21 protein-coding genes, 1 tRNA gene and 1 pseudogene are annotated in these 26681 nt (G+C 70.2%); 7 read left to right on the top strand and 16 right to left on the bottom strand.

Annotated features, from left to right (window positions below; translation table 11 throughout):
• Positions 1-41: 41 nt before the first annotated feature.
• On the bottom strand, positions 42-2117 hold the full coding sequence (locus BX285_RS26065) for a DUF2075 domain-containing protein (RefSeq protein WP_259470881.1): 2076 nt from the start codon (positions 2115-2117) through the stop codon (positions 42-44).
• 419 nt (positions 2118-2536) lie between these two features.
• On the opposite strand from BX285_RS26065, the gene BX285_RS26060 reads away from it, so the two are divergent.
• Positions 2537-4441: a DUF2075 domain-containing protein gene (locus BX285_RS26060; protein ID WP_121178376.1), complete on the top strand. Its 1905-nt coding sequence runs from the start codon at positions 2537-2539 to the stop codon at positions 4439-4441.
• 122 nt (positions 4442-4563) lie between these two features.
• On the opposite strand, the pseudogene BX285_RS26055 reads toward BX285_RS26060, so the two are convergent.
• Positions 4564-5181, bottom strand: a pseudogene (locus tag BX285_RS26055) (phosphorothioated DNA-binding restriction endonuclease); the annotation flags it as partial.
• 273 nt (positions 5182-5454) lie between these two features.
• Here BX285_RS26055 and BX285_RS26050 point away from each other — a divergent pair.
• From BX285_RS26050 to BX285_RS26045, 3 genes are all read left to right on the top strand, one after another.
• Positions 5455-6060, top strand: a complete 606-nt coding sequence (locus BX285_RS26050; RefSeq protein ID WP_183107224.1) for a hypothetical protein — start codon at positions 5455-5457, stop codon at positions 6058-6060.
• A gap of 211 nt (positions 6061-6271) precedes the next feature.
• Positions 6272-7072 (top strand): hypothetical protein, encoded by an 801-nt coding sequence (locus BX285_RS36890; protein WP_147465233.1) that lies wholly within the window; start codon positions 6272-6274, stop codon positions 7070-7072.
• A gap of 497 nt (positions 7073-7569) precedes the next feature.
• Positions 7570-8124, top strand: coding sequence for a hypothetical protein (locus tag BX285_RS26045; RefSeq protein ID WP_121178374.1), 555 nt, complete (start codon positions 7570-7572; stop codon positions 8122-8124).
• Between the two features lie 183 nt (positions 8125-8307).
• On the opposite strand, the gene BX285_RS26040 is transcribed toward BX285_RS26045, so the two are convergent.
• The 3 genes from BX285_RS26040 to BX285_RS26030 all read right to left on the bottom strand — a co-directional run bounded on the left by BX285_RS26040 (position 8308) and on the right by BX285_RS26030 (position 11609).
• On the bottom strand, positions 8308-9741 hold the full coding sequence (locus BX285_RS26040; protein ID WP_147465232.1) for a hypothetical protein: 1434 nt from the start codon (positions 9739-9741) through the stop codon (positions 8308-8310).
• A gap of 119 nt (positions 9742-9860) precedes the next feature.
• On the bottom strand, positions 9861-10376 hold the full coding sequence (locus BX285_RS26035; protein ID WP_121178370.1) for a hypothetical protein: 516 nt from the start codon (positions 10374-10376) through the stop codon (positions 9861-9863).
• Positions 10377-10550: 174 nt separating this feature from the next.
• Entirely contained in the window at positions 10551-11609 is a 1059-nt protein-coding gene (locus tag BX285_RS26030) for an AraC family transcriptional regulator (RefSeq protein ID WP_121179015.1), read from the bottom strand.
• A 621-nt stretch (positions 11610-12230) separates the two neighbouring features.
• On the opposite strand from BX285_RS26030, the gene BX285_RS26025 reads away from it, so the two are divergent.
• On the top strand, positions 12231-12545 hold the full coding sequence (locus BX285_RS26025; protein WP_121178368.1) for a hypothetical protein: 315 nt from the start codon (positions 12231-12233) through the stop codon (positions 12543-12545).
• Positions 12546-12748: 203 nt separating this feature from the next.
• On the opposite strand, the gene BX285_RS26020 is transcribed toward BX285_RS26025, so the two are convergent.
• The 7 genes from BX285_RS26020 to BX285_RS25985 all read right to left on the bottom strand — a co-directional run bounded on the left by BX285_RS26020 (position 12749) and on the right by BX285_RS25985 (position 18843).
• Positions 12749-12822 (bottom strand) — tRNA-Pro (locus BX285_RS26020).
• A 134-nt stretch (positions 12823-12956) separates the two neighbouring features.
• Positions 12957-14261, bottom strand: coding sequence for an MFS transporter (locus tag BX285_RS26010; RefSeq protein WP_398901173.1), 1305 nt, complete (start codon positions 14259-14261; stop codon positions 12957-12959).
• A 204-nt stretch (positions 14262-14465) separates the two neighbouring features.
• The gene (locus tag BX285_RS26005) at positions 14466-15254 is read right to left on the bottom strand and encodes a DUF1684 domain-containing protein (protein WP_097235686.1); all 789 of its coding nucleotides are present in this window, start codon (positions 15252-15254) and stop codon (positions 14466-14468) included.
• Positions 15255-15521: 267 nt separating this feature from the next.
• Positions 15522-16391, bottom strand: coding sequence for an acyl-CoA thioesterase II (locus BX285_RS26000; protein WP_097235687.1), 870 nt, complete (start codon positions 16389-16391; stop codon positions 15522-15524).
• A gap of 181 nt (positions 16392-16572) precedes the next feature.
• Positions 16573-17220 (bottom strand): alpha-ketoglutarate-dependent dioxygenase AlkB, encoded by a 648-nt coding sequence (locus BX285_RS25995; protein ID WP_121179014.1) that lies wholly within the window; start codon positions 17218-17220, stop codon positions 16573-16575.
• Between the two features lie 231 nt (positions 17221-17451).
• A complete protein-coding gene (locus tag BX285_RS39305) occupies positions 17452-17820 on the bottom strand; it encodes a transglycosylase family protein (protein WP_310794237.1) in 369 nt (122 codons plus the stop codon).
• 234 nt (positions 17821-18054) lie between these two features.
• Entirely contained in the window at positions 18055-18843 is a 789-nt protein-coding gene (locus BX285_RS25985; RefSeq protein ID WP_121178362.1) for a transglycosylase family protein, read from the bottom strand.
• Between the two features lie 590 nt (positions 18844-19433).
• Between BX285_RS25985 and BX285_RS25980 the strand changes: the two genes are divergently transcribed.
• Positions 19434-20282 (top strand): hypothetical protein, encoded by an 849-nt coding sequence (locus BX285_RS25980; RefSeq protein ID WP_121178360.1) that lies wholly within the window; start codon positions 19434-19436, stop codon positions 20280-20282.
• Between the two features lie 289 nt (positions 20283-20571).
• Positions 20572-21462: a hypothetical protein gene (locus BX285_RS25975; protein ID WP_147465231.1), complete on the top strand. Its 891-nt coding sequence runs from the start codon at positions 20572-20574 to the stop codon at positions 21460-21462.
• A 228-nt stretch (positions 21463-21690) separates the two neighbouring features.
• Here the strand turns inward: BX285_RS25975 and der are convergent, their stop codons facing one another.
• The 4 genes from der to BX285_RS25955 all read right to left on the bottom strand — a co-directional run bounded on the left by der (position 21691) and on the right by BX285_RS25955 (position 26624).
• Entirely contained in the window at positions 21691-23145 is a 1455-nt protein-coding gene (der, locus tag BX285_RS25970) for a ribosome biogenesis GTPase Der (protein ID WP_097235691.1), read from the bottom strand.
• A 211-nt stretch (positions 23146-23356) separates the two neighbouring features.
• Positions 23357-24070 carry a (d)CMP kinase gene (gene cmk, locus BX285_RS25965; RefSeq protein ID WP_121178356.1) on the bottom strand — a complete coding sequence of 238 codons (714 nt, stop codon included), beginning with the start codon at positions 24068-24070 and terminating at the stop codon, positions 23357-23359.
• 197 nt (positions 24071-24267) lie between these two features.
• A complete protein-coding gene (locus BX285_RS25960; protein ID WP_259470791.1) occupies positions 24268-25377 on the bottom strand; it encodes a DUF4419 domain-containing protein in 1110 nt (369 codons plus the stop codon).
• 161 nt (positions 25378-25538) lie between these two features.
• Entirely contained in the window at positions 25539-26624 is a 1086-nt protein-coding gene (locus BX285_RS25955; RefSeq protein WP_097235693.1) for a prephenate dehydrogenase, read from the bottom strand.
• Between the last annotated feature and the right edge of the window lie 57 nt (positions 26625-26681).

The raw sequence follows: 26681 nt of genomic DNA, 5'->3' as shown, positions 1-26681 counted from the left end.
GGCCCGGAGAGCCCGCCACTTTCACCTTTCCAAACCTGCTGTCAGAACAACCGAAGGTCGTTCTTGGGCCTCTTCCGTCCCCGCTTCGGACGGGCGTGATGCCATGGCAAGCTCTCCCGAGTCGGCCGCAATCCCTGGATCTCGGTCTCCCCGACAAGGCCCTTGAGGTAGGCCCGAGTCTCCTCGTCCGTGGAATAGAGCACCGTCGCCCGGCTGGCCCTGGTCAACAGCACGTGGTAAGCGTGCCGAATCAGGCGGGCGAACTCCTCGTCACCGACGCTGCTCGCACTGACCTTCGGATCAAGCGATCCTGGAACTCTCACCCGTCTTACACCTTGCGCAGACTTCTCCGTCTCCTTGCCTCGCCGGAACACCCACTGGTTGTCCCGGCGCACCATGTCATCGCCCATGATCACTCCGCACCAGTCCCACTCGAGACCCTGCGCGGTATACACACAGCCGATCTGGCCGATGCCGTTCTTGTGCATCGCCCACCTGACACCAGGCGGGACGCCGTCCGCGCAGAAGCTGTCGCTCTTCGCGTTCCACGGCGCGTGCCAGTCACCGATCCTGACATCCCGCTCCAGTCGCTTCTCCCGGCCCAAAGGCTCGGTCCACGGCCAGCAGTAACCGGCAACCATGCGCGCGGATGCCCCGGCGCTCTCCTCGCCGAGAATGATGTTCCTGAGCGCATCCGGCGTGTCCACCACCTCGACATGCATCAAGCCATCCGGCGTCCAGTGCCCAGGTTCGTCATCCGATATACCGAGCAGCGCATGCACCCAGCGAACGTACGCGTCACTGCCACCGCATCGGAATTGCTCCCGGAGGTTGTACCGCACCACCTTGGCTCCGCGCCGATCAGCCGCCTGCTGGATCAGGTCGACCGTACCGACCTCCTTCGGACGAACGACTTGGCCTTCGTCCAGGAAGAACACCGTCAGCCGGGACGCATCGAGGAGTTCGTCCACCTGCGGCCGAGATCCCTGCCTCTCGGGCGGCCAGAACCGGTTCTCGGAGCGGTCACGGAGTCGGTGCGCTTCATCGCAGATCAGAACGTCGAGCAGCGGGTTGGGCGTCGTGACGTAGTCGAAGAAGTAGGTGAAGGTCTCCTTGAACTCCCGGTCACCGACACCGACGTGCTCCTGCATAGCCGCGTTGAAGGCCCTACTACCGCTGGCGTAGTTGACGTTCCGGCCAGCGGCCTCCAGCTCCGCCTTGATCTGCAGGCCGATAGCGCTCTTGCCGGTACCTGCGCCACCGGTCACCAGGAAAACTACTCGTCGCTCGTCCGGAACGAGCGCGGACTGCTTCGAGGAGGGAAGTACCTTGGCAGCTGTCTCCAGGATCTGATCAGCCACCTCTTTCTGCCGCCCGCGCAGGGTGAAGACCGTGTCCGTGCCGCGGGACCACATCATCGCGTCGAGCAACGGTGCGTTGCGCACGCCGATGCCCTGCAGTAGCAGCTCGGCCTCGGTGCCGCCGCCGTCTGGGGCAAAGTGTTCCTGCAAGTCGGTCAGCAACTGGCGGCGACGATCACCGGTGTACACCTTCGCATAGACACCCGTCGGTGCGTCCATGTCGATCAGCGGACGGACCGACGCCTCGGTGGCGTTGTGCAGGTAGGCAAAGCCGCCGCACTCGATGTCGACCATGCCAAAGGGGCCCCGGCTGCCGGTGAACGCAAGGTAGTAGTCGCGCAGTTGCAGGGCAGGATGCTTCTTGGGCTTCGCCAGGCCCGCCACGTAGATCTGGTCCGCAATGGCCCGCTCGACCCTGGTCACCGTCGACCAGCGCTTCAGCTCCACCAACTGGACGGACGGCCGATTCTCGCGCGGATGGCGGCCCACCAGGACGACGTCCACCAGCCTGGGACTGCTCCCCTTGATGTCCTCGTCAGCAGTCGCGGCGCACTCGACGACCATCTGTACATTGCCACGATCAGCGGCGACCAGATCGTTCGCCAGACAAATCAGACTCTCCGCCCACGCGAACCGCTCCGTCTCCGAAGCCTCGTGCTCCCGAAACTTTCGCCACCGTTCGGCAAGATGCGGCACCATCCGGCGACGCGAGTTCAGAGTGAGCAGATCCTGCGCCGACAGCTTCAGCAGGAGCATGGGCACGAAGGGACTCCCCCAGACCAGACCACGAGTGATTCGTGCGGGTTGGGGGCATGTCCTCAGCGGGAAGCCTGTCGGGCCGCAAACAGTACCGCAGATCCTAGATGCAGAAGCGGCCGTCTGTGCACAATGCTCATGACCAACCCGTCACGGGAACTCATCGCCGCGAACGCCGACCGGCTCGCCGTCGTCCGACTGCCCGCCTACGTGGCGGACCTCACTCCGCGGGAGGGGATCCGGTCGCCAGCCGAACAAGGCATCGGGATCCGTCACGCGCCGCCGGAAGCCAAATGTTCGGACACCGGCTCAGCACTCCGTTGTAGGTTTGACCCAGTCATCAGCGCGGCCCGACGGGCTTCCCTTCCGGGACATGCCCCCACCCGCACGAGTCACTTCGTGCTGCCTGGGAGCATGTCTTGCTGTTCCGCGACTCCGCGTCCGCAGTCGCCGCCGAGAGCCTGGCTGGATCACTGTTCGTGCGTCTCATCGACCAGTTCGTCCACAAGCACGGCCACAAGCCGAGCCCGTCCGAGGTGCGCTCCTGGGAGCGGAGCATCCCGGTCCTGACCAACGCGCTGCTGGATGCCGGACTCGGCATGGTGGAGGTACTCGTCGAGTACTCGCTGCCCCTCAACAGCAAGCGCGCCGACGCCATACTCGCCGGCGTCCACCCGGGCACGGGCGAGCCGTCGTACGTGGTGGTCGAGCTCAAGCAATGGAGCAGCGCGGTCCCGGAGGACGGCGAGCCGCTGCTCTGCCGGGTAGACGCGTACACCCGGCCGGTGCTGAACCCCATCGAGCAGGTCCGCGGCTACTGCGACTACCTCATCTCCTTCAACGGCGCACTCGCCACCCATCCCGAGCGGTTGTCCGGAGTGGCCTTCCTCCACAACGCGACGGAGTTCGGCGTCCAGGGCCTCTACGAGCTGCCGCAGGACGAGCGCGGCCGGCTCTTCACCGCCGAGCGCCGCGGGGAGTTCGTCCAGTACCTCCGCTCGAAGCTGAAGCCGGTCTCCGGAGCGGACGCGGCAGACCAGTTGCTCGCGGGCAAGGTGGCCCCGTCCAAGCAGCTGATGGCGGTGGCCGCCGAGGAGGTCCGCGAGCGCGAGCAGTTCGTCCTGCTGGACGAGCAGCGGGTCGCCTACGAACTGGTGCTGCGCGCGGTCCGTCAGGCGCAGCAGTCCGATCACAAGGAGGTCGTCGTCATCACGGGCGGCCCGGGAACCGGAAAGAGCGTCATCGCGCTGTCTCTCCTGGGTGATCTGTACCGGCGTGGAGTCACGGCCCTGCACGCGACCGGATCCAGCTCGTTCACCACCACCATGCGTCGGGTCGCCGGCGCGCGGAAGCGTGCGGTCCAAGACCTGTTCAAGTACTTCAACAGCTTCATGAGCGCCGAACGCAACGGGTTGGACGTGCTGATCTGCGATGAGGCCCACCGGATCCGGGAGACGTCGGCGAACCGCTACACCCGGGCCGCCCAGCGCACCGGCAAGCCCCAGATCGAGGAGCTGATCGACGCTGCCCGGGTGCCCGTGTTCCTGCTGGACGAGCACCAGGTCGTCCGGCCGGGCGAGATGGGCACCGTGGCCCAGATCCGAGCCGCCGCCGCGGTGAAGGGCCTGGACTGCCAGGTGGTCGAGCTGGACAGCCAGTTCCGCTGCGGAGGCAGCGACGCCTACCTGCACTGGGTGGTACGCCTGCTGGACCTCGAACCCGGCGGCCCGGTCGACTGGGAACCGGACGGTAAGGTCGCCCTGGAAGTCGTCGACAGCCCCCACGAGCTGGAGGCCTTCCTCGACGCCCGGCGCGCGGAAGGGTACGGCGCCCGAATGTCCGCCGGCTACTGCTGGAAGTGGACCACGAAGGTGGCCCCAGGAGACCCGCTCCCCCTCGACGTGCAGATCGGAGACTGGGCCCGCCCGTGGAACGTGTACGGCGACCGCTCGATCGCCGGCGCCCCGCCCGCCGCGCTGTGGGCCACCGACCCGGCCGGCTTCGGCCAGGTCGGCTGCGTGTACACCGCCCAGGGCTTCGAGTACGACTGGAGCGGCGTCATCCTCGGGCCGGACCTCGTCTGGCGCACCGACCACTGGGTCACCGACCGGACGGCCTCCAAGGACCCTGTCTTCCGCAAGTCCACCACCGACGCCGACATCGACCGACTGATCCGCAACACCTACAAGGTGCTGCTGACGCGGGGAATGATCGGCACGGTCGTGTATTCGACGGACCCGGAGACGCGCACCAAACTGCGGGAATTGGTCACCGGGCAGCAGACAGGACGGATCGCGGTGGAGCACGGCCGCCACGGCCGATGACCACTCACTGATTCCAGGCGAGGCACACGGTGCCGTCCAGTGTGCACAGTCGGGTACGGGCCACCCGGAACGGAGTCGGCCGGCGCACGGTCGCTGACAAGTCAGCGACCGTGCAGCCGCTGTCAGCCCGCGTACGCCGGGGCCAGGGGCTCCCTGGCCCCGCCCCGGAAGACCTGTTCGGCGTGCCACTGCCGGTGCCGGCCCGCGACCGGAGGAACCCCTGCCTGCGGGCCGATGACCGGGCGTCCGGCCAAGGCGAGCACATGCTGCCTGCCGGCCGCGCTGCGCCCGACGAAGCGCCGCGAGACGAGTATCCGGCGACCCTCCCCCAGGCCCAGGACGCCCTTGTCGAAGAGCTTGTGGTGCAGCGAACACAGGCACAGGCCGTTGTCGACCTCGTCCGGCCCGTCGTACGACCACCAGCGCACGTGCGCTGCCTCCAGGCCGGCCGTACTCGCGCCCAGCATCCCGTCGTAGCCACAGAAGGCGCACTGGAACTCATAGGCGGTCAGGACGAGTTCACGCATGCGCCGGCCCCGCTACCGTCGCGCCGCCCGCTCCCTCCCGCCCGGGCTGTTTTTGGTCGACTCCTCGGTCCCGACCAGATCCAGGTCGACGCCGACGGCCTCGCACAGGTCGGCGTGCAGTGACGGCGGGAAGTGGAAGTCCAGGAGCACCCGCGCCATACGGCCCAGCAGCGCCGGATCCCTCCGCAGAGCCGTTCGCAACTCGGGTACGAGCAGCTTCGCCACCCGCTCCAGCCAGTCCATGGCCGCCTAGCGTATTCCGGAACACCGACACCGCTGCAGCCTCAATCCTCCACGCAGAAGATCGGCCTGGCGTCGCCGTCACCCGCGGGTCTCAAACTCCTCTCGAAGATCCTCAGCCTCACCACGCAGCACTACCTGCTGCGTGCACCCTGAGATCCCCCGATGCGCCCTTGATCCACCGCGTCGTTCAGCGCACTGTCAAACCCTGAGTTGGTCATAGGACGATCGGTCGGGGGAATTCTCATGTCGGACGCACACTCCGCCAGTCCGTGGGCACGTACGGTCTTCGGCTCCCTCGCCGCCGAAGTCACGGCAATCGTGCCCGCATGCCTTGTCCGGGCCCACGAACGCGCTCAAGGCGGCCACGAAGGCGTCCACACGCAGACGCTCGAAGCGTATGGACACGGGCTCTACGCGGCCCAATACGAGGAACTATCGGCCGGCCTCTCTCAGCTTCCCGGCGTCGAGCTGGTACGCCTCCAGGCGCGCACCGTCGCAGTGGTCGCCGGCCATGTCGTCTACCCGTACCGGTACGCGAAGAAGGACGTACCCGTGACTGCCGCCAGACTCCGCAGCGCGTCAGGGCTTCGCGCTGACCTCATCCGCAGGCACGGCCCCGGCCCACGTCAGGGAGAGCTGGATCTCGACATCGAACTGCCGGATGAGGACGAGCCTCATGCGGATCTCGCTCGCCTCTCGCCCGACACCAAGCTCGTTCTCGTCGCATACGCCTGCTCGCTGGCCGACGGCGTGGTCCGCCTGGAATGGGGATCCGCAGAGCTCCGCCGCGAAGATCGATCACTGATCTGGCACCGCCATGAATCCCTGCCTATCCCGCGGCAGCGCTGACGCGAGAAGCGCTGGCAGACGACCGCTCGCGGTTTTGGTCTCGTGCCAAGTCGATCTGCTGAAAGCGGCGGGTTGGCCACACCCACCATTCCTGGCGCTCCCGAAAGCCGTTCCAAGAGCCTCGCCAGTTCGCCTCCGGTCCACGGCCATCGTGCGGTGCCGCAGGTGCACGCTGGCCTTACGTTCACCTGAACTCCCGAAGGAGGACGTCATGCATGGCACTGGAACCATCTACAAGCGATGCGGATGCCGGAATCCTCACACCGGCAGGCAACTCGGAAGCCTCTGCCCAAACCTTCCCCGCCGTGGCCACGGATCCTGGCACCTCGCGATGCCGAGGCAAGCGGCCGTCGACGATCACCGGTCCCGGCTACGTCGAGGCGGCTATCGCACACGAGCTAATGCCGAACGCGCGCTCAAGCGCCTGCAGGACCGCGATCACGTCCGCGAAGGCGGGCTGCTCACAACCGGCCAGTGGCTGCAGCGCTGGTACGTCATCGTCGAACCGCACCTGCGACCGTCGACCGCCCGCGGCCACCGGCAGCACTTGGAGCAGTACCTCATACCGCTGCTCGGCCGCGAGCTACTGTGCGAGCTGACCACCGACACCGTCCAGCAGGCATTCATCACGATCGTCCGCCGGCACCAGAGCATGGGCCGACCGGTCAGCGCCAGCACGCTGCGCAGCGTCCAGGCGACACTGCGTGCCGCCCTGAACCTCGCCGTGCGCAGCGGCCTGCTGACCACCGACTCTGCTCGCCACATGGACCTTCCGAGGGCACCCCGACCACACCCTGCCGTCTGGCCGGACAATCGAGTCGCGGAGTGGAGACGGACAGGCGATCGCCTGCCCGTTGCCGTGTGGACTCCCACCCAGAGCGTCATCTGCGTCTTGTCCAGTAAGCGGCGTCAACGGACGTCCGCTGGAGATCCCCACTGGCCAACCGCCCGCAACGGTCGGCCTGTCGACGTCAACCAGCATGCTGTAGAAGTGGCTTGTGGCAGACGATGAAGAAGATGCAGCGCCCTGGGTCCGGTTACTGCTCCGCGAACAGACCGCACGCAACATCCACGGCAGCCTCCGCGCATCTGGAATCGCCGCACCGCTGGAGGCCGTACGCGACCTGTGCAACCGCCCGGTCAAGGCCTCCGACGGAAGCTCTTCCCGGCTTCCGCGCCAGTGAGCACTCCACCGCCCCAGCAGCGACAACACGTTGTGCCCCCAAGCCAGTTGCTCATCTCCTACTCCGCTCGACGCAGCGGAATCTCGGCGGTCCCAGCCGGGTAGTGCTGCTGGCATATCGCGCAGGCAGCGCGGCCCCGCGCGGGGCCGCGCTGCCGTGGACCAGGGGGGACCGGGTGGCACGTCGAAAGACCGTGGCGGAGATCCTCGCCGAGGCGTACCGCTTGAAGCAGTAGGCGCGAGCCGCGCAGGCGCAGGGCGGAGCCCAACAGGCGACCGGCCGAGCTGCCGCCCCGCCGGCTCAACCCCGTCCCAGGAAGCGGAAGGTGGACCCCGCCGTCGAACACGCCCGGCTCCTGGCCGCCCGCGAGAAGCACCTCCAACGCGAGGAGGCCGCCCGTGCCAAGGAAGCCGCCCGCGTGGAAGCCGAGTTGGCCAAGCGCCAGACGGCTCGCCGCCGCGAGGAGGAGGCCAAGAAGCGCGCGAACGCCCAGGCCGAGAAGGAAGCCCAACGGCAAGCCCGGCAAGCCGAGACGGCCCGACTCAAAGCCCAGGCCGAGGAAGGCACCGCCGAGTGCAACCGACGCCGCCAGGAACTGGAATCAGTCCTGCTGCTGCGCCCCGAGAGCCTGGAGGCGTGGCACCCTCACATCGAAGAGGCCTTCGCCCAGGACGGTCCTCAGGGCGTCGCGGAGCGGATCGAAGACCTGCTCCAGCGTTCCTCTGTCCCCCCGGGCTGCCGGACCGCGGCCCAGGCGGTCTACCTCCTCGAAGCCCAGCAGCTCCTGGTCGACGTCGCGCTGCCGAACCACGAGATCGTCCCTGCGGTGGCCTCCTACCGCTACGTCGCACAGCAGGCCAAGTGTGCCGAAGCGAGGTAGCTGTCACATGGAAGCGTCGATGAGCTGGGGGTAGCCGAGAGGTGAGGCAAGGTAGCTGTCACCGCTTGCGCGCGATGGTTGTCACCTGCGGTCGGCGCTCAGTTTTTCTGTCATCTCCCGTTCGTTGAAAATGGGCCTCTGGCGGCGAGAGCTGTCCCGTGAGAGATCTCCAGGAGTGCTGGTTTAGCCCCAGTTGCCGGTGATGGGTTGGTCGCCGGGGTTGCCGAATCGCATGGCGAAGATGACGGCGCTGGAGTCCTGGCCGGCGCCGTAGAAGTCGGAGGTGTCGGGTCGGTAGACGCCGACCTTGTCCGTGCCGGTGCCGTTCCAGTCACCCTTGATCGGGACGTCGCCCGGGTTGCCGAACCTGACGGCGTGGTCGACGTTCGGCGCGTCGTTGGTGTTGCTCAGGTAGAACGTCTGGTCACTGGGCCGGTAGACGCCGATCGTGGTCTTGCCGGTGCCGCTCCAGTTGCCGACCATCGGGATGTCGTCCGGGTTGCCCATCCTGACCGTGTGCGCCACCGTCGCGTTGTCATTGCTCAGGTAGAACGTCTGGTCACTGGGCCGGTAGACCCCGATCGTCGTGTACCCGCGCCCGTCCCAGTCCCCGACCAGCGGAACGTCCCCCACGTTCCCGAACCTGGCGTTCACCCACACCGTCGCGTTGTCCGTACTCAACGCGAACTCCGCCGTCGAGGGCCGGTAGATCCCCACCGTGTCGAACGACCCCGCGTTCCAATGCCCCATCAACGGCACATCGTTCGCAACACCGAACCGGTTGTACCCCAGCACTCCACCCGACCTGTTGGCCTCGTAGAACACCTGCTCCCCCGGCCGATACACACCGACACCGGTCGGTTGGGCGTCGACGATGTTGTTGTACCGGTAGGGCTGGAAGCCGTTGGAGCTGAGGTAGCTCCGTGTGTAGGTGGCGGTGCGAGCATTGGTGCCGGGGTGGGCCTCCTCCATGATGTTGGCGACCGTGTGGCCGCCGTCGGCCCAGCCGGTGAACAGCACGGTGTGGCTGGATATGTTGTCGATCATGTCGCCGGGCCGCAGATCGTCGTAACTCCCGAGCTTGGTGGCGAAGTTGGGCAGGGTCCAGGTAGTTTCACCGTAGTTGTTGGCGGATGAGGACGGGAGGTGCCAGGCCATGGAGACGAATCCGGAGCAATCCTGGCGGTACTTGCCGTTGGCGTCGGACCAGTAGGTGGTCTGGCTGTAGGGGACGTTCTGGTCGATCCAGGACTGGGCGCGTGCGAGCACCTCGTTGCGGGTGATCCGGCCGCCGGCCGCCGATGCCGCGGCGAGGGCCTGATCCTGGGCCTGGGGCAGTGCACTGCCCTTGCCGGCGGCCGCTGCCGCTGTCGCTGCTGCGAGTTCCTCGGCGGTCGCGGTGGTCGGGTTCGCCACAGTCGGCACGAAGTCGGTGCTGTGGCCGGGAGCTTGGTGCGTGGCCGGCGCGTGGGCCGAGCCGCCGCCAGCGGACTGGGACTGGGCACCGGCGGTGGGCGCGGCCTGGGCAGGGCCCGCCGCGCCCAGCGCAGCGGATCCGATACCGACGGCGGCGAGCAGCGCCACGGAGCGTAAGGCGAGGCGCGTGTTTCGGGACATGAAAGGTTCCCCCCTTGGTCATTGCTGAACTGAACTCGTGTGTACGCGGCCGGCCCGGGTGGCTGGCTACGGGTGCGGCACACCCGGGCAGGCACGGTTGGTGGGCGTGTCAGAGCGGGTCAGGACCAGTACTGCTCGCTGTCCCTCGCGTCGCAGTTCTTCATGGCGACGCCGCTGAACCCCGGGTGGGCAAGACACGTGTTGGTCATGAGGTTCTTGAGGAACCAGTGCCCGCCGATCGATTCCTCGTCCCACTGTTCGTACCAGTTCACCGGGGACTTGCAGGGCTCCAGGTAGATCGCCGACCCGTACGCGGTCAGGCATTTGCCGTCAGGTCCGGGCGTCTTCTCTGCGTAGAAGTTGCCGGAGTAGGGAGGCTTCTCCAGATTGCTGTTGTCGTCCCGCCACGTGGTCGAGTCGTGGCTCAGGCACGTCCCCACCATGGTCGGGACGTATTCGAGGGTCACTGCGTCAATCCAATCGTGAGCCAGGCAGAGATTGTGACTGCCGTCTGTTGTCGACCAGCTGACGGCGGCGTTGTCCGCAGCCGCGCTGCTGGCGGAACTGGCCGAGCCGAGGACGAGGACCGGAACGGCAGCGATGGCTGCCAGCGACTTCTTGAGACGCCTGATCATGGTTCCCCCTGCTTCTGGTGATTGCAGATTCGCTGTGGCGCTGCGCTGAGGCCGCGGTGCCCTGTGTTCCGAGCAGCAGGACACCCCCTACCGAGTGGGCCCGGTCTCACCGTGCTTCTCGGACTTCGCCGGCGGGTCGCTGTCCCGGCGCGGTTCTCACCGTAGGTCAGGCGTTCAGCGGGGAACAGCGCGCAGTGTCTCCAGCCCTGTGCTGGGGGTCTCCTCCTTGGGCGTGAGGTGGGCCCGGAAGCGGAACTCGCGCGGCGAGAGGCCGTAGGCGGCTTTGAACGCGCGGCTGAAGTCGGAGGCATTGCGGATGCCGCAGCGGGCGCCGATGGCGTGGACCGGCAGGGCCAGCAGGGCCGGGTCGGCGAGTTCGCGATGCGCTTCCCCCAGCCGCTGGCAACGGATGAACCCGGCCACGGTCTCGCCCTGGAAGTAGCGGGCGAAGAGGCGGTGCAGATGGCTGACGGAGATGTGATGGGCCGCGGCGACCATGGGCGGGGTGAGCCTCGGGTCGTGCAGATGGCCGCGGATGAACGTTCGGATGCTTTCCACCTTGGCCCGCTGCCGGGCCTCTTCGGGCAGGACGTGCTCGGCGTCGAGCTCCCCGGCAATCCACGCCGACAACAGATCGAGCACAACCGCGCCGATCCGGGATGCCTCGGCAGGCCGCAGGACAGCGGCCTGCCGGTCCAGGCCGAGCAGGAAGTCCGCCAGCAGCGCCCCCGTCCCCTCCCGGCCGGAGAGTCTGCGCCCGAGCAGGTCACGCAGCCGACGCGGCGGCACCGGCAACAGCGAAGCGGGCAAGTCGATGCCCACGGCGGCGACTTCTGGACCTATCCCTCCCGCGGCCCGGTCATGGACCATCCGCACGTCGTGTGGGGTGGAGCTGTCGATGAGGGCGAGGTCCCCGACGCCGAACGTCTCCACCTGGTCCCGGCCGCGCCTGAGCCCGTGGATTCCGGAGGTCAGCAGCGTCAGGTGGTACAGCTCCTGATCCGAACGCCGGATCATCCGCTCCGTGCGCCGAAACCGCGCCGACGGGAATGACGACCCTAACAGCACCACCTGCCCCAGTTCGAGGCGCCGCGCCTGCGCCGTGAAGTCGTCCGCATGTGCGCTCGTCGCATCGGCGACTCGGGTCCGCCCGATCAGCTCCCGCCAGTACTCAAAACGGTCCTTCGCTGACAAACCATTACGCCAGATCGCACTTTCCTCTTGTACGGACATCCCGCCCCCTTCGGATATATCGCCCCGGTGCATGGCTGGTGCGTGATGGACGACGGCCCGATCGTCTCTCAAGACTCACGCGCAGGGGCGAACATTGGATCGGAAGAACGGCCGACGGCTGCAGAGTGAGCGCCCGGTGATGGCGGCATGGCAGCCCTGGGGCTGGCCCGCCGCCTGAACCCGCAGCTGAGGCCGGCTGCCGACACCGGCCGGTCACCGCCAGGACTACGGCGCCGCAGGACGCGGGCTCGACACTGCAGTGGCTGCGCCGGTCTCACGTTCTTCCGGCGGGTAGCGGGCCTGAACTCTGGGGGCCCGGGAAGTTGGCCGGCTCCGACGTGTGCGGTCTACGTGAACCGGACCGCGACTGGGGAATCAAGCTTGGTGACTGTTTGCGTGGTGAAGTGGCACCTATCGGGCTCGGCACGCGACGTGCGCCGAAACATGGTAGCTGTCGCTTGGCGACCTCGATGACCTGGGTGAAGCGCCACCAAGTCACGCCCTGCACGGACAGGTCGACGGGAGGAAGCCTGGCCGCGCGGACACCCGGACACCGCCCGGCCTCCCCGAGGTCGATCTGCTCGCCGCGACCATAGATTCTCCGCCACACCGGCCGCGTTCGTGGAGACCGTCATCCTCAACGGCCGCGTCAACGCCACCGGCCGGTCGACCGGCCAGGCGATCCGAGCCTGCGCCGTCAGTGTCGTCGCCGAGCGCAAGGACTTCGCCCTGGACGAGCCCCGACTCGACCCGCAGCAGTGCCTCCACCGGCTCGGCGCAATCGTCTCCACGTCGTGGTTCGGCAAGGACAGCTACGACTTCGCCCACCGCAACGGGCGCCTGCGCCTCATCGACGGCCGCAACCTCAAAGCCTTGCTCTCCGAGCACCTGAACATCGACGCCCTGGTCGGACTGCCCAAGGTCCCCCCGGGCTGACAGGCCGGCGACCTCGTGCAGGCGCGAAAGCGCGGCGCCGCAGCAGTCTGTGGCGGCCCCTCGGCCGATGGCTGCGGTCCCCCGGCTGGTCCCCAGCAAGATCGCAAAGCGGCAGCGTTACAGCCGGCCGCCACCTGTCGGACCATCAACAAAAAGGCCGCTGACCTGGGATTTCTCCCGGCCAACGGCCTTCCGACATACTGTCGGGACGACAGGATTTGAACCTGCGACCCCTTGACCCCCAGTCAAGTGCGCTACCAAGCTGCGCCACGTCCCGTGGTCTCGGTGCCTGCAGTCAGGGCCTGGGGGGCTCTGCTGTGGGCTTCTCGACCTTGTCTCCGGTTGTCCCGGCGACGTGGAAAACAATACAGCACGTCGGGGGGTGCTCGCTGCCAGGTTTGGGGGTGGGGGTCAGGGGGTCGGGTGGCGGGCGTCGTAGGTGAGGAAGGCGGGGCGGCGGGCGGCGAGGAGGAGGACGGCGGCGACGCAGGCGAGGCCGCCGGTGATCACGGAGGTGGCGGGGTTGGTGAGGGCGGCGACGGTGCCGGATTCGAAGTCGCCGAGGCGGGGGCCACCGGCGACCACGACGATGAAGATGCCCTGGAGGCGGCCGCGCATCTCATCGGGAGCCGCGACCTGCATCATCGTGTTGCGGAAGATCATGCTGATGGTGTCGGCGCAGCCTGCGACCGCGAGCAGCAGGAGGCCGAGCCAAAGGTTGTGGAGGGCGCCGAAGGCCGCGATGGCCAGGCCCCAGGCCGCGACGGCGGTGAGGATGGCGACGCCCTGGCGGTGGACGCGGCCGACCCAGCCGGAGAAGAGCGCGCCGGTCAGGGCGCCGATGGCCGGGGCGGAGACCAGCAGGCCGACGGTGCTGGCGTCGCCGCCGTAGAAGGTGACCGCGATGGCGGGGAAGAGGGCGCGGGGCATGCCGAAGACCATCGCGGCCAGGTCGGCGAGGAAGCTGGTGCGCAGGTTGGGCTGCTCGCGCAGGAAGCGGAGGCCGTCGAGGACGGAGGCGCGGCCCTTGCGTTCGCCGAGCGGGCGCATGGCCGGCAGGCGCCACATCGCGTAGAGGGTGCCGGTGAAGGCGACGGTGTCGACGAGGTAGGCGGCCTGGGAGCCGTACGCGCCGATGAGGACGCCGCCGAGCATGGGGCCGACGGTGAGGCCGAGGTTCATGCTGACGGTGTTCAGGGCGTTGGCGGCCGGGAGCTGGCGGGTGGGCACCAGCCGGGGGATCATCGCGGATCGGGCGGGCGAGCTGACCGCGAAGAAGCTGGCCTGGACGGCGACGGCGGCGTAGAGGATGGCGACCATGCCGAGGCCGGCCAGTGCCTGTGCCGCCAGGACGGCCGAGACGGCGGCCAGGCCGCCCGAGCCGATCAGACCCAGTCGGCGCCGGTCGACGGTGTCGGCGATCGCGCCGCCGTAAAGGCCGAAGGCGACCAGTGGGACGAGCGAGAAGATGCCGACCAGGCCGGTCGCGAAGGCGGAGCCGGTCAGGTCGTAGACCTGGACGGAGACGGCGACGGCCGTCATCTGCTGCCCGATGGAGGAGATGGCCTGGCCGAGCCAGACCCGGCGGTAGTCGGGGTGGTCGCGCAGCGGGCTGAGGTCGGCGAAGGCACGCCGGTACCACGGCCCGGGGGCGGCCACCGGGTCCGCGGGCAGGGCGGCGGTGGCCGCGGCGGCGCTCGCCTCGGCCTCGGGCACCGCCACATCGTCCACCGGCACTGATGCGGGTCCGGCACCTGGTGCCGGACCCGCATCGCCGACGCTGCCGGTGCCGGTACCAACACCGACACCTGAGGAGGCGGCCGACGCGGTGGAAGCGGAATGTTGATCGTTCGACATAGTCCCCCATGCTCCGCCCCGCCCCCGGCCGGGCCCGCACCGCCCCCGGACCAGAGCGGACCGCTACCGGCTCAGGACCTGCTTCTCCCCCGCCTCCACCACGAAGTCCAGCCGGTTGCCCGGCGGCGGGAACGGGCAGATGAAGTGGTCCGAGAAGGCGCACGGCGGCAGGTAGGCCCGGTTGAGGTCGAGGACGGTACGGCCCTCGGCGTCCGGCTCCGGGAGGGTGATGAACCGGAAGCGGTAGGTGTCGCTGCCGCTGCTCGCGTCCGCGATCACGCCGCTGAGTCCCTTACCCGACCGGCTGACGGTCAGCGTGCGGTGCTCGCCGGCCACGGTGAAGGCGATCTGCCCGCTGACGGCCAGCGGGCGCTCCTTGCCGTCGGCGTTGGGGACGACGACCGACTGCGTCTCGTCCTCGAACGGGGTGAAGACGGCGGGTACGGCCCACTCCGGCGCGTAGGGGTGGGCGGAGATCCCCGCGAAGGCGGATCGCCGGGGGGCGGCCGGGTCGAAAACCCGCAGGGCGAGTTCGCCCTCGCGCTCGATCGGGACGAGCAGCAGGTCGCCCAGGGTCGCGGTGTCGGCGGCCGGGTCGCTGTCCGGGCGGAGCAGCACCTCACCGTCCACCGGCCCGTCCGCTCCGGCGACCGTGATGCCGTCGCCGGCCGCTGCCCGTACCCGGATGCCCTCGGCGTCGGCCCACCAGCGCCCGGGCAGGCCGGGGATCTCGGTGGGCTCGGGCTCCAGCCAGTGCGTACCGGTGAGCGCGAGCTGGCCGTGCGGCGCGCTCACGGCCGCTGCCCGCCCGTCGCTCCAGTGCTTCCAGTCCTCCGCGGCCGTCGCGGTCATCGGTCCACCCTCCCGGTCGGTCCGCGGACGGCCCGCCGTTCGGGCCGCCCGTCTCGGTCATCCACAACACCGCCCGCTCGGACGGATCATTCCCGCCGGCCCGAAGCCGCCGAAACTGCAACACGGCAGCAACGCACCGACACGGCGCTCAACACGCGGCCACAACCGGCCACGCCCGGCAACGCACCCTGCCACACGCGCAATCGACGTACAGGACAACACGACACCGCGCACCGGGCCGCGCACAAGGCCGCAGGGCATCTGTGCCTACCCGTCCCGGCGCTTCAGCGGCCGGAACAGCCCCTCCTGGACCACGGAGACCACCAGTTGCCCGTGCCGGTCGAAGATCTGTCCGCGTGCCAGGCCTCGCCCGCCGTGCGCGATCGGGGATTCCTGCTGGTAGAGCAACCAGTCGTCGGTCCGGAACGGCTGGTGGAACCACATCGCGTGGTCGAGCGAGGCCATGTCGAAGTGCCGCTCGCCCCACAGCGGCTCGACGGGGGCGCGGACGGCGTCCAGCAGCGTCATGTCGCTGGCGTAGGTGAGTGCGCAGACGTGGATCAGCGGGTCGTCCGGCAGCGGGCCGTTGGTACGCAGCCAGACCCCGCTGCGTGCCTCGACGTCGGTCAGCTCCTCCTTGGTCCAGCGCAGCCGGTCGACGTAGCGGACGTCGAAGGGCTGGCGGCGGGAGATGAACGGGGGCAGTTCGCCGAGCCGGGAGCCGACCTCCTCCAGTGCACTGGGCAGGTCCTCGGGGGCGGCGACCGTCGGCATCGGGTACTGGTGCTCGATGCCGCCCTCCTCGGGTCTGTGGAAGTCGGCGGTCAGGGCGAAGATCGACCGGCCACCCTGGATGGCGAGGACCCGGCGGGTGGTGAACGAACGGCCGTCGCGGAGCCGGTCGACCTGGTAGACGATCGGCACGCCGGGCACCCCCGGGCGCAGGAAGTATGCGTGCAGCGAATGGACGGGGCGCGCGTCGTCCACGGTGCGGCCCGCCGCGACCAGCGCCTGCCCGGCGACCTGGCCGCCGAACGTCCGCTGTAGCGCCTCCTCGGGGCTGCGCCCGCGGAAGATGTTCAGTTCGATCTGCTCCAGGTCGAGCAGATCGACGAGGTCGTCGACGGGGGTACCCATGAGCACGCTTCCTCTCCGGATTCCGGCCTCCGGGGCACGGACTCCGATCGAATTCTCCAGCTCACTCGAATTCTCCGGCGACCCGGGTCATTCCCGCTCACCGGGCCCACACCTCCAGTTCACTCGAACGAGTGGTCGAGTCGTCGAGTGTCCGAGCCATCGAGTCGCCGACCGGCCGCGGCTACGCCACCAGCCCCGACTGCCGCACCGTGATGTTGAGCCGCCCGACCAGCCCCAGCTCCGGATCCGCCGTCCCCGGCAGCGTGCGCACCACCCCGTGGTACGCGAAGCGGGCCGGGCCGCCGAACACCAGCAGGTCCCCGCTGGACAGTTCCAGGTCCGTCCATGGCCGGGTCCTGGTCTCGGTGTTCCCGAGCCGGAAGACGCAGCGGTCGCCGAGCGAGAGCGACACCACCGGCGCGTCCGTCCGCTCGTCGCGGTCCTGGTGGAGGCCCATCTTCGCGCCGTGCGGGTAGTGGTTGACGATCGCGACGTCCGGCTCGTACGACGCGGCGCCCTCGATCTCCGGGAGCGCAGCCCCGTACGCCTCGGTGACGGCCTGCCGGGCGAGGCGGCCCAGTTCGGGCGGGAACGGCTTGACCGGCGCGCCGTCCTCGGCGACCCGCCGGTACCCGTACGGGTACCAGTGCCACCCGAGGCTCACCATGCGTACGGACATCATCCCGCCGGTGGGCGTCCGCACCGCGTGCAGGCCGGCCGGCGGGCGGGACCACTCGCGGCAGGACGCGATCAGGCGCAGCTGCGCGTCGAGGCACAGCCAGCCGGGGAGCAGGACGGCACCGGGGGCGGGCTCCGACCGCCCGCGCACCCCGGAGGCCCCTGAGGGACCGGAAGAGCCCGAGGAACCCACGGAACCCGCGGAGCCCGAGTCCCCGGACAGATCACCGAACAGCTCGCCCTGGATCACCCCACCATCCTCCCTCACCACCCCCGCCCGAGCCCCTGCCCGAGCTCCTGCCCGAGCTCCTGCCCGAAGTAGAGCCGGTGCTCACCCGGAGCCCACCCACCCCGAGCCCTACCAGCCCCGCTCCTGCCCGGCTCACCGCCCACCGGCCCCCGCGCCGCCTCCGATCAGGCCCAACTCCCGAGCGCAGGACGGCCACGCCTCCCACCCCTGGCGCCGCACGATCTCCTCGCCGACGGTGGTCTGCTCCCGCCGGCCTGCATGGTCCGGGCGGTCGGCGAAGCGCAGGCCGCCGGACTCCTCCCAGGTGGACGGCCGGATCTGCAGCCCGCCGTAGTAGCCGTTGCCGGTGTCCGCCTGCCAGTCGCCGCCGCTCTCGCAGTCGGCGAGCGCGTCCCACACCAGGTCCGCGACCACCCGGTCCGCGACCGGAACGGCCGCGCCGGCCCGTACGCCTCCTGCGGCGGCGGCGAGCACCAGCGCCACCGCGGAACCCGCCCGCACCACGGCCCGACCAATGCGTTCATCACACGACTGCGGCATGGCAGCCGACCCTAGGCACGCCGCGCCCCCACTCGCCCCCACCTGCCCAGACACGCCGTGGAACACCGCGAAACGCCGACGGCCGCTCCCCCACTCGGCGGAGGACCCGCGCGGGTGGAGAAGCGGCCGGAAGCCGGAGCCGCTGTCGGCCGGACCGAACGCCCGGCTGACAGCGGTTCAGGAAGGCTCGGAGCCTCAGATGCTCAGGACCTGACCCGGGAAGATCAGGTCCGGGTTGCCACCGACGACCTTGGTGTTGTTCTTGTACAGGTCGTGCCAGTCCAGGCCCTGCGCGGCAGCGATGGAGCTCAGGGTGTCACCGGACTTGACGGTGTAGTTGCCGCCCTTGGCCGGCTTGGCGTCGTTCGAGCCGGTCCAGGCGTTGACGCCCTTGTCGGCCTTCGGCGCAGCGTCGTTCTTCGGCGCGGCGGCAGCCTTGGGAGCGGCGGCAGCCTTGGGAGCAGCGGCAGCCTTCGGCGCGGCGTCGGCCTTCGGGGCCTGGGCCGGCTTGGCGGCCGGGGCGGCGGGCTTGGCAACCGGGGCGGCCGGCTTGGTGGCGGCCGAGGTGTCGACGGCGGCCGGGGCGCCGCCCTTGGTCAGGCCGGCCTTGACGGAGCACACGGGCCAGGCGCCCGGGCCCTGCGAGGCGAGGACCTTCTCGGCGACGGCGATCTGCTGCGCCTTGGTGGCCAGGTTGGCCTGCGAGGCGTAGGCGGTGCCACCGTAGGCGGCCCAGGTGCTGGAGGTGAACTGCAGACCGCCGTAGAAGCCGTTGCCGGTGTTGATGGCCCAGTTGCCACCGCTTTCGCACTGGGCGACAGCGTCCCAGGTGGAGACGGAGGCGGCGGAGGCCGAGGTGGCCGTGACGAGGCCGGCCACCGGCAGGGCCGCGACAGCGGCGCCCGCCACGACAGCCATCCGGACGCGGTTGCGCTTGGTGGCGGTGGAGGTGGTGGCAGCGGCGTTCTCGTTACGGAAGGTCATGAGGTTCCTCTCGACAGCCCCGGGCGGGCATGCGGAACCAGACCCTGGAGAGGGCCGCGTTCGCTTGCCGCGTCCGTCGGACGGCCGTGCACGTGTCGGACGTGCCGCTGCCGCCCCGGCCACCCAGCCGCTCGCCGGCGACCTGTTCGAGCGATCGCGTCGGCGGGCACCTGCCGCACCCGGCGGACCGGGGGGCTGTGCGTCGGGGGTGAGCCCGGGTGGCGCTCGTTGCGCCGACCAAGAAGCTACGAGCCGGTCGGCGGGGAAACCAAAACTCCGGTGGTCCGCCCAGCTCAGCCAAGGGTTACCGGCGGTAAGACCCACACAATCCTGTCCGAAATGTCGGATTTAGCCATTGATTCCTAGATCAAACACCGCGGCCGCGTGACCCACCTCACGGTTTCATTCCGGCAGTCCCGTCACCGACATCGACAGATTGCGACCACGAGAACACGTGGTGCGATCGGATCCGGAGCAATTCCCGTCACCCTCGACCGGCACCCGTGACGCCTGACACAAGGGCCCGTTGGTCATGCCGACCTCCCGTGTCCGCCCCCGAAGCCCCAATCGCATCCATCCGAGGAGACCCTGTGCCGCGCATGCTCGACGTCAGCGACGAGGTCCGGTCCGAGATCGGCGACGACGAGGCCGACCGCCTCCTGGGCGGCGACCGCGCCCCTGACAGCTACGAGTGCACCTCCTGCCGGACCCCCGGCGACACGCACGTGGAGCCGACCAGCACCGTGCTGTTCGTCGGTGACGAGACCGCCGTGCTCGCCTTCGCGCACGCCCGCTGCATCCCCTCCCAGGTGGTGCCGGTCTCCGAGGAGCAACTGGCCGGGGCCGTCCGCAGCATCAGCCAGTCCCAGACCGGCGCCCCGGACCTCGCCGTACCCGCCGCGCCCGCGCCGATCGCCCCGACGCCGGGCGCCCCCGCCGGCGGCGTGAGCCAGCCCACCGCCCCCGGCCAGGCCGCCATCCTCGGCATCACCTGCGGCCTCGTCCTGCACGGCAAGGTCGGACACGCCTCGCTGGTGGTCGAACCCACCGGCCCGGTCGGCCGGCCCGGCAGCACCTCGGGCGAGGACGAGTTCCTGGACCTCCTCCAGGACGCCGGCTTCCAGGCCGTCACCGACCTGGACGAGACCCCGGAACAGCTGCCCGGCTGGTCGGTCCTGGTCGCGATGGGCAAGCTGCACGCGATCCTCCAGCCGGCAGCGGCCGGCGGCAGCACCGGCTGGTGGCAGGCGCACCAGCCGCTCCAGGTCACCGACGCCTGGCGAATGGCGGCGAGCCAGCTCTCCGAGGTGACCATGTACGCCGTCCCGGCCGGCATGGTCGGCCGCCAGCCCCGCGAGGACCTGCTGCGCCAGGCCCTGGAGCGGGCCGTGGCGCTGGGCCAGGTGGTCGCCGCCTCCCTCCCGCTCGCCGGCACGTGATCGACCGCCCCACCCCGACGCGCCGGACGGCGGCCGCCCGCTCCACTCCGGGCCGCCTCCGGCGCGGCCACAGCTCATGAGCCCGCCTCATGACCACCACGACAATCAACGGCCCTCATGAGCAGCACGAGGCATGAGCGCAGCTCATGGGCAGCGGGCATGAGCACCTCTCATGCGCTCCGTCCATGAGCAAGTCTCATGAGCGCCATCCATGAGCAAGTCTCATGGGCAACGCACGTGAAAGCTGCTCATGGCCCCGCCCATGAACAACTCTCATCGGCCGCCGCACATGAGCACCTCGCATGACACCCCACGTGAGCGCCGCCCCCACGCCCCGCATCCCCCGCCCCTCTCGCTCGTTGGCCCCTACGTGTACAGCTACGACGTCTCCGCGTCCCCCAGCCGGTCCACCACCGCCTCCCGCTCGATCCCCGGCATGCGTCCGTCGTACGACGCCGAGCACCCGCACTCCACCACGCCGATCTACGACGAGCTGTACTCCGAGTACCGACGGCTGTTCCGTGCCCTGCCCGGCGATCGCTCGGGTGAAGAGGACCTCATGTTCACCGGATTCGCGGTCCGCGACAGTTACCCGCTGCTCGGCGAGCAACGCCCGCCCCAGCACCAGCACCAGCAGCCGCACTCCCACCCGCCGCAGCACCAGGCCTTCCACACCCTCGCGGGCCAGATGCCGGGCCTCCCCCAGTTCGTGTCACCCCACCTGCACGGTTCAGGCTCGCTCTCCGGTCACCAGACCGGCCACCACGGCAGCCACCACCCCGGAGCCCACTCCGCGCACACCGGCCATACGAGCCACGCCACCCACACCGGCCACCACCACGTCCCCACCGCCCCCACCAGCGACGGCCCGGGCCACACCACCCCGGCCCCCGGTCCGTCCCCCACCCTCGCCTCCGCTGGCGCGCACTCCCCCGCCCACCCCCAACACGCCAATTCCGCACCCCAGTTCGCAAACGGCCAGGGCTGGGTCGCCGCCGGCTACCTCGGCCCGCCCCCGCACTCCATGACCCTGCCCGTCCCCGCTCCCGCGCCGCCCGCGCCACCCGCCCCCTCCCCGGTGATGGGTACGGCCACCGGGCTCGCCACCGCCCCGGCCACCGGTGGCCGCCACCGCCAGATGCTCTCCCTCCCCCCAGGTCGCAACGGCGACCACCACTGACGTTCACCGGCGCCCACCACCGTGGTCCGTCCACCGCACGGAAACGCCTGAGGGCCCCGCCACCACCGTGACGGGGCCCTCAGGCCTTTTAGCCGTTCAGCCGCTCAGCCGCTCAGCCGCTCAGCCGCTCAGCCGCTCAATCGTCCAGTCGTCCCGCAGCCAGAGCAGCGGCTACGCCAGCCGCTCCACTCCACCTACCTACGACTCCCGACTTCCGACTCCCGACTGCTACTTCTTCTTCCGCTTCTCCCGAACCCGCACCGAGATCGAGATCGGCGTCCCCACGAACCCGAACTCCTCGCGCAGCCGACGCTCGATGAAGCGCCGGTAACCGGCCTCCAGGAAGCCCGAGGCGAACAGCACGAACCGCGGCGGACGGGTGCCCGCCTGGGTGCCGAACAGGATGCGGGGCTGCTTGCCGCCCCGGATCGGGTGCGGGTGGGCGGCCACCAGCTCGCCGAGGAAGGCGTTCAGTCGCGCGGTCGGGATGCGGGTCTCCCAGCCCTCCAGCGCGGTCTCGATCGCCGGAACGAGCTTCTCCATGTGCCGGCCGGTCTTGGCCGAGACGTTGACGCGCGGGGCCCACTGCACCTGGACGAGGTCGCGCTCGATCTCGCGCTCCAGGTAGTAGCGGCGCTCCTCGTCCAGCTGGTCCCACTTGTTGTAGGCGATGACGACGGCACGCCCGGCCTCGACGGCCATCGAGATGATCCGGGTGTCCTGCTCGGCGAGGGTTTCGCTGGCGTCGATCAGGACGACGGCGACCTCGGCCTTCTCCAGCGCGGAGGAGGTGCGCAGCGAGGCGTAGAAGTCGGCGCCGGCGGTCAGGTGGACCCGGCGGCGAATACCGGCGGTGTCCACGAACTTCCAGGTCTTGCCGCCGAGTTCGATCATCTCGTCGACCGGGTCGCGGGTGGTGCCGGCCAGCTCGTTGACGACGACGCGCTCCTCGCCGGCGACCTTGTTCAGCAGGCTGGACTTGCCGACGTTCGGCCGGCCGATCAGCGCGACGCGGCGCGGGCCGCCGGGGGCGGCGTCGCCGAAGGTCTGCGGCGGGGCCTCGGGCAGGGCGTCCATGACGGCGTCCAGCAGGTCGCCGGAGCCGCGGCCATGGAGGGCGGAGACGGGGTACGGCTCGCCGAGGCCCAGCGACCACAGGTAGGCGGCCTCGGCCTCGGTGGACTGGCCGTCCACCTTGTTGGCGCACAGGACGGTCGGCTTGCCCGCCCGCCGGATGATCTTGATCAGGGCTTCGTCGGTGTCGGTGGCGCCGACGGTGGCGTCCACGACGAACAGCACCGCGTCGGCCTGCTCGATGCCCAGCTCGGCCTGGGCGGCCACCATGGCGTCGATGCCGAGGACGTCGATCTCCCAGCCGCCGGTGTCGACCACCTTGAAGCGACGGCCGTTCCAGCTGGCCTCGTAGGTGACCCGGTCGCGGGTGACGCCCGGCTTGTCCTCGACGACGGCCTCACGGCGGCCGATGATGCGGTTCACCAGGGTCGACTTGCCGACGTTCGGGCGGCCGACCACGGCCAGCACCGGCAGTCGGACGTGCTCGGCGCCGTCCAGGCCGTCGACGCCGTCGACGTCGAAGCCCTCCTCGGCGGCGAGGGCCATGAACTCGGCGTAGTCGGCGGCGTCCAGTCCACCGAGGTCGGTGGCGGAGTGCTCTGCGGTCATGTTCGTCTGTTCCGTTTCCCGGCCCGGCCCTTCCCAGGGGCGTGCCGTGCGTACCTGCCCCGCTCGGGGCAGCGCGAGTGTTCTCCGCAGTGCCTCGGCGGCACCACGGCTCATTCGATGATCAGACCGTCGGCCCGGTCCAACCTGATCGGACCAGACCAGGCCGGACCAGACCAGACCGTCGGCCCAGGTCGGATCGGCCCAGGCCGGGTCAGACCGAGGACAGCCCGGCCCGCTCCTCCACCAGGACGGCGATCCGGTCGATCACCTGGTCCAGGGTGAGGTCGCTGGTGTCCACCAGATCCGCGTCCGCGGCCTGGGTCAGCGGGGCCGTCTTCCGGGAGGAGTCCGCGGCGTCCCGGCGGGCGAGGTCGGCGGCCATCGCGGTGATGGTCGCCTCGTCCACCCCCTTGGCCCGCAGCTCGGCCGCCCGGCGCGCGGCCCTGGCCTCCTCGGAGGCGGTCAGGAAGACCTTGACGGTGGCGTCCGGGAACACCACGGTGCCCATGTCCCGGCCCTCGGCGACGATGCCGCGCTCGGCGACCTCGGCGCAGCCGCGCTGCAGCTCCACCAGCCGGGACCGCACCGCCGGCACCGCTGCGACGGCGCTGACCTGCGCCGTCACCTCGGGGCCGCGGATCGGGCCGGAGACGTCCTGGCCGTCCACCGTGATGGTGGGGCCGTCGGCGTCCGTGCCCGACACGATCACCGGCTTGCCGCACGCGACGGCCACCGCCTCCGCGTCGTTCACGTCGACCTCGTTGGCCAGCATCCACCAGGTCATCGCCCGGTACATCGCACCGGTGTCCAAGAAGCTCAGGCCCAGCCGGGCGGCGACCGCCCGCGAGACGGTCGACTTGCCGGAGCCGGAGGGTCCGTCGATGGCGACGACGACCGGGGCGTGCGCTCGGTCGGCAGTGTCCACGGGGGCGAACCTCTCTCTGAGCATGGGAGCCGAAGCCTGCGTGGGCGGACGGCCGGGGATTGTCTCCCTCAAGGTTAATGGACCGCCGACATCACACGCTCCGCCGCCTGTCCCGCCCCGAATCCCGCCGCCTCCGGCTACCCCGCAACCACCTCTCGCCCGCCTGCCCCACAACCCCGACTACTCCACAACCCCGGCTACCCCACACCCCCGGCTGCCCCCTCCACCACCGCGTTCCCCAACCGCGGCCGCAGGTACTCCCCGTCCCACTCGATCCCGAGCACCCCACCGACGAAGGTCATCGGCAGCTCCCGGCCGAAGACCTCCCACACGAACGGCACCCGCGAGACGTGCGACGGGAAGTCGTTCACCTCGAACGCCTCCCGGTGGTAATCGCTGTTCGCCGCCTCCCGCCAGCCGAAGGAGCGGCGCAGCCGGGGCCCGTCCGGGGTCTGGGTGTGGGCGAGGAAGGCGGTGAGCCAGCCGGTCACCCGGGGGCCGCCGGACATCGAGCGCCACTTGAACAAGGAGCGCCAGAACTCCTCGTCCACCGGCTCCCCGGCCGCCGTCGCCGCGATCTCCTCCACCACCGGCCGCAGCTCCGCGAACCACGGCGCCAGCCAGTCGAAGCGCTCCGCCAGCGCGCCGATCCCCGCCGCCAGCCGCGCCCAGTCCTCGGCCGTACCCTCCAGCCGGATCCGCGGGATCCCGCAGCGGGTCTCCCAACGGAAGTCGTAGTACGGGCTGACCACGTCCATCAGCGCCACCAGGGCCGAGGCCGCGTCCTCCGGCGTCGTGGTCGAGAAGGCCGGCCGGAAGAGGTCCACCAGCTCCTCTCCCACCTCGGCCGCGAGCGGCTCCCGCACCAATCGGATCGAGTGCGACCAGTCCGGACCGGGCCCGAGCAGACTGTCGTCCTGTACGACGATCGTGGCCTTACGGCCGTCGGCGGCACCGAACAGCGCCCGGTACCGCGGCGGGTACATCCGTACGTGCACCGCGACCTCGTGCACCACCGCGTACCAGAGCACGTCCGGCGACAGGCTGAGCGGCAGGTGCTCGGCGAAGGCGGCATGGGCCGCACGCAGCAACAGGCTGAACGTCGGCTCCGGCTGGACGAACCCCGGCTCCCCGAACCCCTGATTCTCAGGCTCCGGTCGGGGCCGCTCGTACATCGCCGCGACGCTGCGGTGGTGGATCCGGAGGTCCCGCCCGAGGACGGCCCGCAGGAACCGCTCGTTCCCCAGGTCCACCGGCATCCCGGCGAACCCGTGCCGGGTCTCCCCCAGCGGCAATTCGACGATCACACCCACCACGCTCCCCACCCCGCGACCTCAGCCGACCACCCCGCGACCGCAACCGACCACCCCGCGACCGCAACCGACCTCAGCCGACCGGCCCGCAACGTCAGCCGACCGGCCCCGCGATCTCAGCCGCCCGACCCCGACCCAGCCGACCGCCCCCGACCTCAGTCCCGCACGTTCCACCCGCTCGCCCGCAGCGCCTTCACCAGCCGCTTGACCGCCACCGGCGCCACCGACAGCTGGACGAAGCCGACCTGCTGCCCGGTCGAGTGCTCGATGACGACGTCCTCGATGTTGACCCCGGCGTCGCCGACCTCCCCGAAGAGCCGGCCCAGCTCGCCCGGCTGGTCGCCGAGGACGACCGCGACCGTCTCGTACCGGGTGGGTGGCGCACCGTGCTTGCCGGGGATCCGGGCCTGGCCGGCGTTGCCGCGCCGCATGACCGCCGTGATCCCGGCCGCACCCGACCGGCGCTCGTCCTCCTCGGTGGCCTCCATGGCGCGCAGCGCGGTGACGGTCTCGCCGAGGTCGGAGGCGACGGCCTCCAGGACGTCGGCGACCGCGCCCGCGTTGGCGGAGAGGATGTCGACCCACATGCCGGGGTTGGAGGCGGCGATCCTGGTGACGTCGCGCACGCCCTGGCCGGAGAGCCTTATGGCGGTGTCGTCGGCATTCTCCAGCCGGGCCGCGACGAGCGAGGAGACCAGCTGCGGGGCGTGCGAGACCAGGGCGACGGCCCGGTCGTGCTCGGCGGCGTCCATGACGATCGGCATCGCGCCGCAGAGCGCGACCAGCTCCAGAGCCGCGTTGAGCGTCTCGGTGTCGGTGTCGGCGGTCGGGGTGAGCACCCAGGGGCGGCCTTCGAAGATGTCGGCGCGGGCGGCCAGCGGGCCGGAGCGCTCGCGGCCGGCCATCGGGTGGCTGCCGATGTAGTGGACGGTGTCGCAGCCGAGCGCGGCGATCTCGCTGCCGGGGCCGGCCTTGACGCTGGCGACGTCGGTGTACCAGTGCGCCAGGTTGCGGCGCTGGCAGTCGGCGAGCACCTTGCCGACCAGTGCGGGCGGGACGGCGATGATCGCGAGGTCCACCGGGCCGTCGGCGGGCTCGGTGGTGCCCGCGCCGAGCGACTCGGCGGTGCGGGCGGCGTCCGGGTCGGCGTCCTCCAGATGGACGGTCAGCCCACGAGCGGTCAGCGCGAGCGCGGCGGAGGTGCCGATCAGTCCGGTGCCGACGACGACGGCAGTGCGCATGGCGGGTCGCTCTCCTCATCACGATTCTCGACAGGTGCCGGGACCGTCCGGGAGCAC

Source organism: Streptomyces sp. 1114.5, from assembly GCF_003635085.1.
Lineage (GTDB): Bacteria > Actinomycetota > Actinomycetes > Streptomycetales > Streptomycetaceae > Kitasatospora.
Note: the sequence above shows the minus strand (reverse complement) of the source record. Positions and strands in the feature narration are given on the sequence as shown.